Annotated in this window: 11 protein-coding genes; 9 read left to right on the top strand and 2 right to left on the bottom strand. The window is 71.1% G+C overall.

Going from position 1 to position 12648, the window contains the following annotated elements; translation table 11 throughout:
- Positions 1 to 210: 210 nt before the first annotated feature.
- Together BIX52_RS02410 and BIX52_RS02405 are read right to left on the bottom strand one after the other, a co-directional pair.
- Positions 211 to 1122, bottom strand: a complete 912-nt coding sequence (locus BIX52_RS02410; RefSeq protein WP_075219381.1) for a DUF58 domain-containing protein — start codon at positions 1120 to 1122, stop codon at positions 211 to 213.
- Positions 1122 to 2117: an AAA family ATPase gene (locus tag BIX52_RS02405; RefSeq protein ID WP_075220117.1), complete on the bottom strand. Its 996-nt coding sequence runs from the start codon at positions 2115 to 2117 to the stop codon at positions 1122 to 1124. The genes BIX52_RS02410 and BIX52_RS02405 overlap by 1 nt, the downstream gene beginning before the upstream one ends.
- A 185-nt stretch (positions 2118 to 2302) precedes the next feature.
- On the opposite strand from BIX52_RS02405, the gene BIX52_RS02400 reads away from it, so the two are divergent.
- The 9 genes from BIX52_RS02400 to purH all read left to right on the top strand — a co-directional run bounded on the left by BIX52_RS02400 (position 2303) and on the right by purH (position 12371).
- Positions 2303 to 2941 carry a DUF1285 domain-containing protein gene (locus tag BIX52_RS02400; RefSeq protein ID WP_075219380.1) on the top strand — a complete coding sequence of 213 codons (639 nt, stop codon included), beginning with the start codon at positions 2303 to 2305 and terminating at the stop codon, positions 2939 to 2941.
- Positions 2938 to 3789 (top strand): NUDIX hydrolase, encoded by an 852-nt coding sequence (locus BIX52_RS02395; protein WP_075219379.1) that lies wholly within the window; start codon positions 2938 to 2940, stop codon positions 3787 to 3789. Before BIX52_RS02400 ends, BIX52_RS02395 begins: the two co-directional genes overlap by 4 nt.
- Positions 3786 to 4049: a DUF6111 family protein gene (locus BIX52_RS02390; RefSeq protein WP_075219378.1), complete on the top strand. Its 264-nt coding sequence runs from the start codon at positions 3786 to 3788 to the stop codon at positions 4047 to 4049. The genes BIX52_RS02395 and BIX52_RS02390 overlap by 4 nt, the downstream gene beginning before the upstream one ends.
- 53 nt (positions 4050 to 4102) lie before the next feature.
- The gene (locus tag BIX52_RS02385) at positions 4103 to 5350 is read left to right on the top strand and encodes a CCA tRNA nucleotidyltransferase (protein WP_083659954.1); all 1248 of its coding nucleotides are present in this window, start codon (positions 4103 to 4105) and stop codon (positions 5348 to 5350) included.
- 170 nt (positions 5351 to 5520) lie between these two features.
- Positions 5521 to 6183, top strand: coding sequence for a GNAT family N-acetyltransferase (locus tag BIX52_RS02380; RefSeq protein WP_075219377.1), 663 nt, complete (start codon positions 5521 to 5523; stop codon positions 6181 to 6183).
- Between the two features lie 99 nt (positions 6184 to 6282).
- Entirely contained in the window at positions 6283 to 7305 is a 1023-nt protein-coding gene (gene htpX, locus BIX52_RS02375) for a zinc metalloprotease HtpX (protein ID WP_075219376.1), read from the top strand.
- A gap of 108 nt (positions 7306 to 7413) precedes the next feature.
- Positions 7414 to 8739 (top strand): RsmB/NOP family class I SAM-dependent RNA methyltransferase, encoded by a 1326-nt coding sequence (locus BIX52_RS02370; RefSeq protein WP_075219375.1) that lies wholly within the window; start codon positions 7414 to 7416, stop codon positions 8737 to 8739.
- A gap of 293 nt (positions 8740 to 9032) precedes the next feature.
- Entirely contained in the window at positions 9033 to 10715 is a 1683-nt protein-coding gene (locus BIX52_RS02365; protein ID WP_075219374.1) for a heparinase II/III family protein, read from the top strand.
- Positions 10716 to 10793: 78 nt separating this feature from the next.
- On the top strand, positions 10794 to 12371 hold the full coding sequence (purH, locus tag BIX52_RS02360; RefSeq protein ID WP_075219373.1) for a bifunctional phosphoribosylaminoimidazolecarboxamide formyltransferase/IMP cyclohydrolase: 1578 nt from the start codon (positions 10794 to 10796) through the stop codon (positions 12369 to 12371).
- Positions 12372 to 12648: the final 277 nt, after the last annotated feature.

Below are 12648 nucleotides of genomic sequence, written 5' to 3'. Positions count from 1 at the left end.
GCGGACGTTCGCCTAGGCGTTCCGGGCGGCGTCGCTGCCCATCCTCCGGGCTGCGCACCTGGTTGGAAGCGGCGACCCCGACCCGCTGCGGGAGCAAGTCCAGGCTGGACGCCGCGGCCCGTCCTGCGCCCCCCGTCCGCACCGCGCAGTGCGGACGCGGTGCGAAGGCCGGTCCCCGCCGCGCCGGAGCGCCGTGCGGGGCGGCGCGGCTCAAGCGGCGCGGTCCAGATGGCCGGAGAGACCGGCCGACAAGGCGAGCAGCGCCGGAGCCGCGGGCCGGTCCGTGTGATGCACGATCAGCGAGGTGCCGAGCCGCTGCGCCGCGGTCGCCAGCGCCGCCTTCTGCGCGGCCAGCGCGTCGACATAGCCGGTGCGCCACGCCTCGGCCTTACCCACCAGGAAGGCGACGCCTGATTCCGGATCGACGAAGCGGTTGCGCCCGCCGAAGGGAAAACGCTCCTCCACCGGGTCCAGGATCTGCACGAGATGGGTTCGCGCCGCGCTCGCCGCCAAGGCGCCGAGGGTATCCTCCCAGGTCTCGACCGGATCCAGGAAATCGCTGATCAGAACCACGTCGCAGTGGCGGCGCAAATTGGCGGTCGCGGGCGGTGAGGTGGTGGTCGCCTCCGTCTCGGCCAGCGCCTCGGCGATCTTGTCGGCGGCGTTGCGCCGGGCGGTCGGCGGCGGACCGTCGACGAGGCCGATCCGTTCGCCGCCACGGGCGAGGAGGTCGGCCAGCGCCAGCAGAAGCACCACGCCGCGCTGCTCTTTCGACCCCTGCGCCAGCCGTGACATCGCCCGCATGGACGCGGTGCGGTCGACCCAAAGGAGCATGGTGTGGGCGGCCTCCCACTCGCGCTCGCGCACGAGAAGAGTGTCGTCGCGGGCGGAGCGGCGCCAGTCGATCCGCCGGGCGGGCTCGCCGAAGTCGAACGGGCGGAACTGCCAGAAGGTCTCGCCGGTGCCGGCCCGGCGGCGGCCGTGCCAGCCGGCGGCCACCGTGCCGGCGATCCGCTTCGCCTCGACCAACAGGTCGGGCAGGTTCGCCGACGCCGCCTTGGCGGCGATCATCGTGTCGGCGCCGTCGTCCTCCGGTGTGTCGGCGCGGAAGCGCTCGAACATCAGAGCTTGCCGGCCAGCTCGGCGATGACGCCTTTGATGGTCTTGCCATCGGCACGGGCGCTGTAGCTGAGCGCCATGCGGTGCTGCAGCACCGGCTCGGCCAGCGCCACGATATCGTCCTTCGACGGGGCGAGACGGCCCTGCAAGAGCGCGCGGGCGCGGCACGCCAGCATCAACGACTGCGAAGCGCGCGGCCCCGGACCCCAGGCGACGACACCCTCGATCTCGGGATTCTCGTGCGGGCGGGCGGAGCGGACGAGGTCGAGGATCGCGTCCACCACGCTCTCGCCCACCGGCATGCGGCGGACGAGCTTTTGAATGTCCATCAGCTCGTCGCGCGACAGCACCGCGTTCGGCGTCGCATCGCTCGTCAGCGTGGTTTCGAGGAGGATGCGCCGCTCGGCCTCGCGGTCCGGATAGACCACGTCGACCTGCATGATGAAGCGGTCGAGCTGGGCTTCGGGGAGGGGGTAGGTGCCTTCCTGCTCCAGCGGGTTCTGGGTGGCCAGAACGTGGAACGGGGTCGGCAGGTCATGCGCTTCGCCCGCCACGGTGACGAAGCCTTCCTGCATCGCCTGAAGCAGCGCCGACTGGGTGCGCGGCGAGGCACGGTTGATCTCGTCCGCCATCAGAAGCTGGGCGAAGACGGGGCCTTTGATGAAGCGGAAGGCGCGCTCACCGCTGGCGGCCTGCTCCAGCACCTCGGCGCCCAGAATGTCGGACGGCATCAGGTCGGGCGTGAACTGGATGCGGTTTTCGCTGAGGCCGAGGACGGTGCCGAGGGTGGCGACCAAACGCGTCTTCGCAAGGCCCGGCACGCCTACGAGGAGCGCATGCCCCCCGCACAGCACCGCGATCAGCGACCGTTCCACGACGTCGCCCTGTCCGAAGATGATCCGCTCGATCTCGGCTTTGGCGGAGCCGAGGCGGTCGACGGCGGCCTCGATGGCCTTCACTTCGTCGAAGCCATCCTCGCGTTCGAGGACATTGTCCATGCTCATAACGCTTTTCACCCTTCGTGCGCCGCTTGTGGCAGGCGGCCCGATCCCGCCAGTAAATGCAACTCGCGGGCCGCCGTCGCCTAACCATTTGTCCATGGTTTGGCGATCCACTCAGCGTGCCTTAGATCTCGTGGCAGACTCGCTCATCCGCTCTCCGGTTGCAACGAAAGGTTTGGTCGGTGGACAAAAGGCTCGACGATGAGGCCCCCTCAGCGCGCGGCGAACCGGGCGATCCGGCCGCGGTGAGCCCCCTTGCCGCACTGATCGCCCGCGCCTCCGAACTCGGCGGCGGAGCGGCGCCGGTGGACAAGTGGAACCCCGCCCATTGCGGCCCGATCCCCATGCGCATCGCCGCCGACGGAACGTGGTTCTATAACGGCACCCCGATCCGCCGAGAGCGCTTGGTGCGGCTCTTCGCGACCATCCTGCGGCGCGAGCCGGACGGCGAATTCGTGCTCGTGACGCCGGTGGAGAAGGTCGGCATCGAGGTCGAGGACGCACCGTTCCAGGCGGTGGAGATCGCCGCCGAGGGGGAGGGCGAGGCAATGCGCCTCACCCTGCGCACCAATGTCGGCGACGTCGTCACCGCAGGGCCCGACCACCCGCTCACCGCCCGGCGCGACACCGCCAACGACGGCTTCATCCCCTACGTGCGCGTCCGCGGACTTCTCGACGCGCGGCTCACCCGCTCGGCCGCGCTGGAGCTTGCCGAGCTCGCCACCCTGGGCGACGACGGCAGCCTCACCTGCTGGAGCGACGGTGCCCGCTTCCCCCTCGCGGCCGCCGAACCTGCCCAGACCGCCCAGGCCGCCCGGTGACGGCGGGACGACAAACCGGCGCCGCGGCGCGGCCGGAGAACGACGCGCCCGGCGATCCGGCGAAGGACGGCACCATCCCGCGTGATGCGACGGCCGGCGGCGGTCCGACGGCCGGCGACGAGACCGCCCGCGCCATGGCCACGGCGTTGAACCGCGCCAAGCGGAGGCCGGCGGCGCGCAACGGCGAGGGGGCCCTCACCATCGCCCCGTTCGACACCGCCGATCCCGCAGGTGTCACCCTTCTGGAGCGCGCCCGCGGCCTGCGTCCGGCGCGCGATTATCTCGCCGCGGACGCCCCGCTCTTCGGCGATCACATCCTCAATCCGGAGTGGCACCGCGGTCCGGCCACGCCTGCGCGCGATGCTGCCGTTCTCATCGCCCTCGGCCGCATGCCCGGCGGTGAAATCGGCGTCGTCCTCACCGAGAGGGCCTCCCACCTCAACGCCCACGCCGGGCAGATCGCCTTCCCCGGCGGCAAGATCGAGCCCGGCGAAACCCCCGCCATGGCCGCCCTCAGGGAAGCCGACGAAGAGGTGGCGATGCCGCCGGGCGCGGTCGAACTCCTCGGCCTCACCGAAGCCTACCTCACCCGAACGGGGTTCCGCGTCGTCCCCGTGCTCGCCCGTCTGACGGCCCCCGTCACCCTCACCCCCGATCCCGGCGAGGTCGCCACCATCTTCCTCGCCCCGTGGGCGCGGCTGATGGACACGGCACACCGGGAAGAGCGCGAAGTCATGCTAGAGGGGCGGCCCCGCCGCTTCTACGAAACCATGGTCGGCGAACGGCGCGTATGGGGCGTGACGGCAGGGATCTTCAAACTCGTCAGCGAGCGACTCTACGGCCCATGATCCGCATCATCATCACCCAGCTCATCCTGTTCGCGATGCCGTTCATCGCCTTCTTCGCCTATCGTGTCGCCACCCGCGGCCCAACGGGCGCCGCCGTCGCGGACCTCAGCAAGCCGATGTTCGCCCTCATCCTCACAGGTGGTGCATTTGTCATTGCTGGATTTATTTACTTCGCCGTTATTGGCGACGGGACCGGGGGACGTTACATTCCTGCACAATATATCGACGGCGAACTAGTACCGGGCCGCTATGAGAATTGACCTTAACGCCTGATGACACGGCCTCGACCCCAGCTCTTGCCGCGACGTCGGTTATGACCGGCACCACGTCCCCGTCGGCGAGTGCCTTCATGGTCAACGCCTTCTGGCTGTCGTCTCCCGGCCTCACCGCCGTTTTCGACGCCATCGAGCCGGTCGGGCGGATCCGTGTCGTCGGCGGGGCGGTGCGCAACGCGATCCTCGGCGAGGCGATCAGCGACATCGACCTTGCGACCGAAGCCGAACCGCACGAGGTGGCTGCCGCCGCACAGAAGGCCGGCATCAGGGTTCACGAGACGGGGATCGAACACGGAACCCTCACGCTCGTCGCCGATCGAATCGCCTACGAGGTGACGACGCTGCGCGAGGACGTCTCCACCGACGGGCGCCGCGCCACGGTGCGCTTCACCCGCGATTGGAGCCTCGACGCCGAGCGGCGCGACTTCACCATGAACGCCCTCTATCTCGACCGCTATGGGCGCGGCCTCGACACCGTGGGCGGATATGCCGACTGTCTGGCGCGCCGGGTGCGGTTCATCGGCGACGCGGACCAGCGCATCGTCGAAGATCATCTCAGGATCCTGCGCTTCTTCCGCTTCAACGCCGCCTATGGGCGCGGTCCGCTGGACCCGGCCGGCCTCGACGCCACGCGCCGCCACAAGGCGCGCATCGCCGACCTCGCCGCCGAGCGGATCTGCCACGAGGTGATGCGGATCGTCGTCGCGCAGAATGCCGGCAACGTTCTCGGCCTCATCGGCGCGGAAGGCTTCTTGGACGGGTTTCTCCCCGGCCCCTACAACGTGGACGCCTACCGCGCCCTCGCCGGACTGGAGCGCCGGGCGGGGCGTGAGCCGACACCCGCACTTGCCATCGCCGCCCTTCTGAACTTCGACGAGGCCGCCTTCCAGTCCGCGGCCGACGCGCTGAAATTCTCCCGCCGCGACCGCGCCCGCGCGCTCGACGCCATGGCCGCATCGCGCGGGATGCCGCCGCTTTCCGTGCCTCAGACCCACGCCCTTCTCTACGAGCACGGCACAGAGGCCTTCGTCGACGGTCTTCTGGTGGGGGCGGCGCGCGGGGCCGACATCATCGACCTTCCGCACCTCGTCACCGCCGCACGCCAATGGCGCCGGCCGCGCCTCCCCGTGTCGGGCACCGACCTCTTGGAGCAGGGAGGGGCGCCCGGCCCCGAGCTTGGAGAGCGCCTCGCCCATCTGGAAAAGGTCTGGCGGCAGTCCGACTTCATGCTCGACAAGGCGCATCTTCTCGCCATCGACCGGCAGCTTCGCCAGCCGAAGGACTGAGGCGCGAAGGGGCCGGCCTCACCGGGACGGATTGTGCAACCGCCCGCCGGGCGGCTATGGGTGCGGGCGGACGGCCGCCACCGGCGGTTGTCCGCCAGAGCCGTCCGCCATGGTGGCTCTGGCCTCAGCCTCAGCCCCGGTACGCCCTCGGAACGCCCTACGGAACGCCCATGCCCATCGACATGTCCGCCATCCCCGCCGAATGCATCGTCAAACAGGGGGATGATTGGATGCTGGTCTCGCCGATTCCCGACTTCATCGCCGGCGAGGTGGCGGCCTATTCCGCTGCCCAGCGGGCCACGTTGAAGCACATCGTCGGGCCGGAGGAGATGCGCCGCAAGGTGGTCGGCAACCGGATGCGCCAGGACCGGCTGTGCGTGGCCATCGTCAAGGGCGAGATCGCCGGGTGCATCTCCTACCGCATGGACGGGGAGGGCAGCGTGTGGCCGGACCCCAAGCGGTTTCGCGAAGTGTTCGGCCCCGTCGGCGGCACCGTTCGCTATCTCCTCGCCGAGGCGACCCTGCGCCGCGGCACGCCCGAGGAGCTCTACCTCGAAGGCTTCAAGGTGGACCCGGCGGCGCGCGGACGCGGCATCGGCACCTCGCTCCTCCATTGGCTGGGGGCCGAGGTCGTGCGCCGTGGCAAGGCCCGCTGGCGCACCGAAGCCTCGGTGACGGCCGCGCCGGCGATGCGGGTCTACCAAGGCGTCGGAGCGAAACCCACGAAGACGGTCAATCTCGGACCCATCGGCCGCATCGCCGACCGGCCGAAATTCACCGTCCTCGTCTGGGAGCCGCCGGTGAGCGAGGGCAAGGACGAAACCGCGCTCTAACGGAACATCTGCGCCCCATCGTCCGTTGAACCCGGAACCCGGCGAACAGATATCCTGTTGATCTGCCAAAGGCTGCAACAACGGGGGCGAACCAATTCGATGAACGTGTTCCGCACGGGGCTTCTTCTGGCCGCGATGACGGCCATCTTCATGGGCGTCGGCTACGTGATCGGCGGGCCGCAGGGAATGGTGATCGCCTTCGGTGTCGCCATCGCCACCAACGCCTTCGCCTACTGGAATTCCGACAAGCTCGTGCTGCGCATGCACAATGCGCGCGAGGTTGATGCCCGGACCGCGCCGGAATATTACACGATGGTGCGCGACCTCGCGGCCCGCGCGAGCCTGCCGATGCCGCGCGTCTACATCCTCGACGAGGACCAGCCGAACGCTTTCGCCACCGGCCGTAACCCCGAAAATGCCGCCGTCGCCGCCACCCGCGGCCTCCTCAACATGATGAGCCGCGAAGAGGTCGCCGGCGTGATGGCGCACGAGCTGGCGCACATCCAGAACCGCGACACGCTGATCATGACGATCACCGCGACCCTGGCCGGTGCCATCTCGATGCTCGCCAACTTCGCCTTCCTGTTCGGCCGGCGGGACAATCCGCTCGGCGCCATCGGGCTGATCCTGACGATGATCGTCGCGCCGATCGCGGCGATGCTGGTGCAGATGGCGATCAGCCGCACACGCGAATATTCGGCCGACCGGCGCGGGGCGGAGATCTGCGGTGACCCGATGTGGCTGGCCTCCGCACTCGGCAAGCTGGAGAGCGGACGGCGCATCCCCAACGAGGAGGCCGAGGCGGTGCCTGCGACGGCGCATATGTTCATCATCAACCCCTTGTCGGGCGCGCGGATGGACAACCTCTTCTCCACCCACCCGAACACCCAGAACCGCATCGCCGCCCTGCGCGCCTTCGCGGCCGAGTGGGGCGGCGGCGCGGCGCGCCTCCAACCCGCTCCCGCCGCGCCGTCAGCTACGGCGCCGCGCGGGCCGTGGGGCGGCGGCCCCGCCGGTGGCGGATCGCGCGGCGCGTCCGGCGGGCGACCGGCGGCCGGCCCGCGCGGCTCCGGCGGCTGGAACCGCGGCGGCAAGAAGCGCGGCTCCGGCCCCTGGGGCTGAACCCCGCCGCCGCTGAGCCCCGCGGCCGCTGAGCCGACGCCGAGCCTCCACCGCCCCGGCGCACGGCGAGGGGCTTGACGCCGCCCGCGCCGTCACCGCTATAGCGCCATGGCTCAGACACACCCGCATCGGCGCGGCCGCAAAGCCCCGCCGAAACCGGCAGGCAGCGACCCGCGCGCCATCGCCGCCGACATCGTCGCCTCCGTGTGCGAGCGGCACACACCCCTTGCCGCCGCGCTCGAAGCCGCCGTTCCCGCAACGGCCAAGCTCGACCCGCGCGACGCCGCGCTCGCCCGCGCCATCGCCCGCGTCACCGTGCGCCGCCGCGGCGATATCGACTGGTGCCTGTCGCGCCTGATGACGAAGGCGCTGCCGAAGAAGGCGGTCGAGGTGCGTGCGGTCCTGCGCATATCCGCCGCCCAGCTTCTCTTCATGCGCCAGGCCGAGCATGCGGCCGTGAGCCTCGCCGTCACTCTCCTTAAGGGCGACCCCGGCACGGCGGGCTTCTCCGGCCTCACCAATGCGGTCCTGCGCCGCCTCATCCGCGAGCGGGACGAGCTTTTGGCCGCGCTTCCCGCCGACGCCAACACCCCGCCCTGGCTCTACGCCCGGTGGGTCAGAGCGTGGGGCTCCGAAGGGGCCGCCAAGCTCGCCGCCGCCCACCGCGAGGAAGCGTCGCTCGACCTCGCCTTCGCCGGTCCCGACGTCGCCCGGCCGGAAGGCGCCGTCCCGCTTCCGACCGGCGGGGTGCGCCTCCCGGTCTCCGACGTCACCGCCATCGACGGCTATGCCGAGGGCGGATGGTGGGTGCAGGACGCCGCCGCCCAGCTTCCGGCGGTGCTTCTAGGCGACGTCGCCGGCAAGCGCGTGCTCGACATGTGCGCCGCGCCCGGCGGCAAGACGATGCAGCTCGCCGCCGCCGGTGCCCATGTCACCGCGCTGGAGCTCGATGCCGACCGCGCCGCCCGCCTTGCCGAAAACCTCGCCCGCACCCGCCTGGCCGACCGCGTCGAGGTCGTCGTGGGCGATGCGCTGAAGGCGGAGGGCACCTATGATGCGATCCTCCTCGACGCGCCGTGCTCGGCGACCGGCACGATGCGCCGCCAGCCCGATGTCGCCTGGTCCAAGACCGAGAAGGACATCGGCCTTCTGTCGCATCTCCAGCGGGAGCTACTGAAGCGCGCCGCCGGGTGCCTGGCGCCGGGCGGCACGCTGGTGTTCGCCACCTGCTCGATCGAGCCGGAGGAGGGTGAGCGGCAGGTGGAGTATGCGCGCAAGCATCTGCCTCAGCTCGCCCTTTCGCCGATCACCGACGGTCCCGCCGCGCCCTTCGCGACCGAGGCCGGGGTGATGCGCACGCTCCCCTTCATGCCGGTCGGCGAGGCGCAAGGGCTGGACGGCTTCTTCGCCGCCCGCTTCACCCGCACCGGCTGACCCGCCTCAGCCGCCTGACCCGCCGGGCGTCACGCGCCACGCACCAGGCGTGACGCGGGGGCCGATCGTCCTTTTGGACCAATGTCGCTCGCGGCTTGCGGGCGGGCGGCGGGTCGCTGTACTCATTGCCCCTCAACGGTCGCCGCATCCGGCGTCATGCCCGCCCCGCCTCGCGGACGGGCGCGGCACCGGCGAAGGCCCCGCCATCGCCATCCAGAAGCGCCCCTCCAGAGGCGCCTGTCCGCAAGCGCCCATCCACCACCCAGCGAGCCCACGCACCGGTCCCCCCAACAATGCCCCAGACCACGCTCGCATCGCTCCTCGGCTATGGGGCCCGCCGGACATTGGACCGCATCGTCGCGACGCTCCGCGCCTCCCTGTGGCGCAGACCCGCCGCCGGCATCCCCCACCGCGTCCTCTTCGCGCCCGAGACGCTGGCCGAAGCGGACGCCGCCGTGGCGGGCGACATCTATGCCGGCGTCTTCGCCCTCGCCGGACAGTCGGTCGACACCGGCGGCCGCTCGCCCTTCTCCGCCGACCCGCCGTCCGAGGAATGGGCGGTCGCCCTGCACGGCTTCGGCTGGCTCCACCACCTCGAAGCCAACGCCACCGAGCTGTCGTCCACCAACGCCCGCGCCCTGGTCGACGAGTGGTTCGCCCACGCCTCCGTCAGCGAAGTCGCCCACCGGCCCGGCGTCACCGCCGAGCGGCTTCTCAACTGGCTCGTCCAGTCGCCGCTGCTTCTGAACGGTGCCGATCCCGCCTTCCGTCAGCGCTACATGCGCGCCCTCGGCCGCCACATGCGCCGGTTGGAGAGGACGCTGCCGTCGCAGCCGCGCGGCATGGCGCGGCTCAAGGTGGCCGCGGCGCTTGTGGTCGCCGGCACCTCCATCGCCAACGAGCAGCGCCTGGCGCGCTGGGCGCTCGGCATCCTGGGCGACGTCGTCGCCGCCGACATCCTGCCCGATGGCGGCCACGTCTCCCGCTCGCCCGAAACCCTGTTCGAGGCGCTCGCCTTCCTCATCCCTGTGCGTGAGGCGCTGGCCCGCCGCCAGCAGGCCGTGCCCGAGCCCCTGCGTGAGTGCGTCGACCGGATGCTGCCGATGCTGCGCTTCTTCGTCCACAGCGACGGCGCTCTCGCCACCTTCCACGGCGCCCGTCCCTTGCCGCCGTCCACCCTGGAAGGCGCCTTCGCCTACGACGACGTGGGCGGCGCGCCGATCGAGAACGCGCGCTATAGCGGCTACCAGCGCCTCGCCGCCGATCGAACGGTGGTGCTGCTCGACACCGGCGTCGCCCCGCCGCCGCCCTTCGCCGGGCGCGCCCATGCCTCCGCTCTCGCCATCGAGATGTCGCACGGACCGCACCGCCTGTTCGTGAGCTGCGGCGCGCTGGGCGATCTGCGCGAGGAGTGGACCGCCGTCGGCCGCGCCACCGCCGCCCAGTCCACCCTGGTGGTGGACGATACGTCATCCGCCCGCCTCGTCTCCCGCTGGCCGCTGGTGCGCTGGTTCGGCCCCACCCTCTATGCCGGCCCCACCGCGGTCGACGTGCGCCGCTCCGCCCTCACGGTGAAGGCCGCCCACGACGGCTACGTCTCCGCCTTCGGCCTCACCCACGAGCGGCGCATCACCTTGGGCGAGGACGGTCTGGCGCTGATCGGTGAGGACCAGCTCATCGGCCAGGACCGGCTGGACGGGCGCCCCTTCGCCATCCGCTTCCATGTCGGGCCGGAGGTGAAGCTGAAGATCGAGAAGAGCCGCAAGAAGGTGCTCCTTGTGCTGCCGGACGGCTCCATCTGGCTCTTCGCCGTCGACCAGGGGCCGCAGATCGCGGTGGAGGAATCGATCCTCGTCAACGCCCCGTACCGCGCGCGGCGCACATCTCAACTGGTGATTTCCGGTAATACGTTGACCGATGACACCGTCCGCTGGCACATCGCCCGCCATGCACAGCCTGTGAGCGACGACGCCTGACCCGGCGCCCGGCGGGCTGCTTTTGTCGTTTGACGCCGCAACGCCCTCGCCGCGCGGCCAGCACTCTAGGAAGTCTCGATGACCACAATGGTCCGCCGCGCCCTCCTGTCCGTCTGGGACAAGACCGGCCTCGTCCCCTTCGCCGAGCGCCTCGTGGCGCAGGGCGTGGAGCTCGTCTCCACCGGCGGCACCAGCCGCGCCTTGAAGGAGGCGGGCCTCCCCGTCACCGACGTGTCCGACGTGACGAAGTTCCCCGAGATCATGGACGGCCGGGTGAAGACGCTGCATCCCGGCATCCACGGCGGCCTTCTGGCGGACCTGTCCAAGGACGAGCACAAGGCCGCGCTTCAGGCGCACGGGATCGGCCCCATCGGCCTCGTCGTCTGCAACCTCTACCCGTTCGAGAACGCGGTGGAGTCGGGCGCGGGCGCGGCGGACCTTGTCGAGACGATCGACGTCGGCGGCCCCTCCATGACGCGCGCCGCGGCGAAGAACTTCGCCCACGTCGCCATCGTGGTGGACCCGGCGGATTATGACGCGGTGGCCGCCGCGTTGGAGGCCGGAGGCACCGACCTCGCCCTGCGCCGCCGCCTCGCCGCCAAGGCCTTCGCCCGCCTCTCCGCCTACGATGCCACCATCGCCGCGTGGATGGACGAGACCACTCGCGATGACGACGTCGCCATCGACCACAAGGTGTGGGCGGCGTTCGGCGGCAAGCGCGTTGCCGAGATGCGCTATGGCGAGAACCCGCACCAGTCCGCCGCCTTCTACCGCGCGACCGGCGGCGGCGGCATCGCCTCCGCCCGCATCGTCCAGGGTAAGGCGCTGTCCTACAACAACGTGGCGGATGGCGATGCGGCGCTCTCCGCCGTCGCCGACTTCAAGGACGAGGTGGCGGCCGTCATCGTCAAGCACGCCAATCCGTGCGGCATCGCCATCGGGTCCAGCCTCGCCGAAGCCTATGAGCGGGCCCGCATGTGCGATCCCGTCTCGGCCTTCGGCGGCGTGATCGCCCTGTCCCGCCCGCTGGACAAGGACACGGCCGAGAAGATCGCCGCCATCTTCACCGAGGTGGTGATCGCGCCCGGCGCCACCGACGAGGCGCTCGCCGTCGTCGCCGCCAAACCCAACGTGCGGCTCCTGCTGGTGGACGCGCTTCCGGAGCTGTCCGGCACCATGGTCCACACCGTGGGCGGCGGCTTCCTCCTCCAGTCCAAGGACGACGGCTTCGTTCCACGGAGCGCGATGACGGTGGCCACCAAGCGCCAGCCGACCGTGGCCGAGTGGGCCGACCTCGCCTTCGCCTGGCGCGCGGTCAAGCACATCAAGTCCAACGCGATCCTCTATGCGCGCGGTCAGGCCACCGTGGGCGTCGGCGCCGGGCAGATGAGCCGCGTGGATTCGGCCCGTATCGCCGCCTGGAAGGCTGCCGAGGCCGCCAAGACCGCCGGTGATGCCGAGACCTGGACGAAAGGCTCCGTCGCCGCCTCCGACGCCTTCTTCCCCTTCGCGGACGGGCTCGAGACGATCGTCGCCGCCGGCGCCACCGCGGTCATCCAGCCCGGCGGCTCGCGCCGCGACGACGAGGTGATCGCCGCCGCTGACGCCGCCGGCATCGCCATGGTGATGACCGGGATGCGCCACTTCCGCCACTGACCTTGCGCCGCCGGGGCGCGTCCGAAAGGGGGCGCTCCGGTTCACCTAGGAACAGGGGCGCGCCTGTCCCTCGGCGCCACCCTCGCCGCGCCTCCCTGCGACAGAGCGGCGGGGTGGGCAAGGGCCGCTCCGCTTGAACCCTTGCCCACCCCGCCGCTCCGCCGCCAGTCTGCTTCAGCGAGGGTGGCTCCGAGGAACAGGCACGGGCACCGTCCCGCTGTGACGCTGCAAGGGGGGGGGGCGGCCGTGCAGAGACGGAAAAAGGCGCCACTGGGGC

It is taken from the genome of Acuticoccus yangtzensis, assembly GCF_001927245.1.
Classification (GTDB): domain Bacteria; phylum Pseudomonadota; class Alphaproteobacteria; order Rhizobiales; family Amorphaceae; genus Acuticoccus; species Acuticoccus yangtzensis.
Note: the sequence above shows the minus strand (reverse complement) of the source record. Positions and strands in the feature narration are given on the sequence as shown.

Coding starts and splice junctions, on each gene's coding strand:
- BIX52_RS02365 (WP_075219374.1), top strand. CDS start 9,033: ATGCCCCAGACCACGCTCGCATCGCTCCTCGGCTATGGGGCCCGCCGG.
- BIX52_RS02380 (WP_075219377.1), top strand. CDS start 5,521: ATGCCCATCGACATGTCCGCCATCCCCGCCGAATGCATCGTCAAACAG.
- purH (WP_075219373.1), top strand. CDS start 10,794: ATGACCACAATGGTCCGCCGCGCCCTCCTGTCCGTCTGGGACAAGACC.
- BIX52_RS02370 (WP_075219375.1), top strand. CDS start 7,414: ATGGCTCAGACACACCCGCATCGGCGCGGCCGCAAAGCCCCGCCGAAA.
- BIX52_RS02410 (WP_075219381.1), bottom strand. CDS start 1,122: ATGTTCGAGCGCTTCCGCGCCGACACACCGGAGGACGACGGCGCCGAC.
- BIX52_RS02390 (WP_075219378.1), top strand. CDS start 3,786: ATGATCCGCATCATCATCACCCAGCTCATCCTGTTCGCGATGCCGTTC.
- BIX52_RS02385 (WP_083659954.1), top strand. CDS start 4,103: ATGACCGGCACCACGTCCCCGTCGGCGAGTGCCTTCATGGTCAACGCC.
- BIX52_RS02405 (WP_075220117.1), bottom strand. CDS start 2,117: ATGGACAATGTCCTCGAACGCGAGGATGGCTTCGACGAAGTGAAGGCC.
- htpX (WP_075219376.1), top strand. CDS start 6,283: ATGAACGTGTTCCGCACGGGGCTTCTTCTGGCCGCGATGACGGCCATC.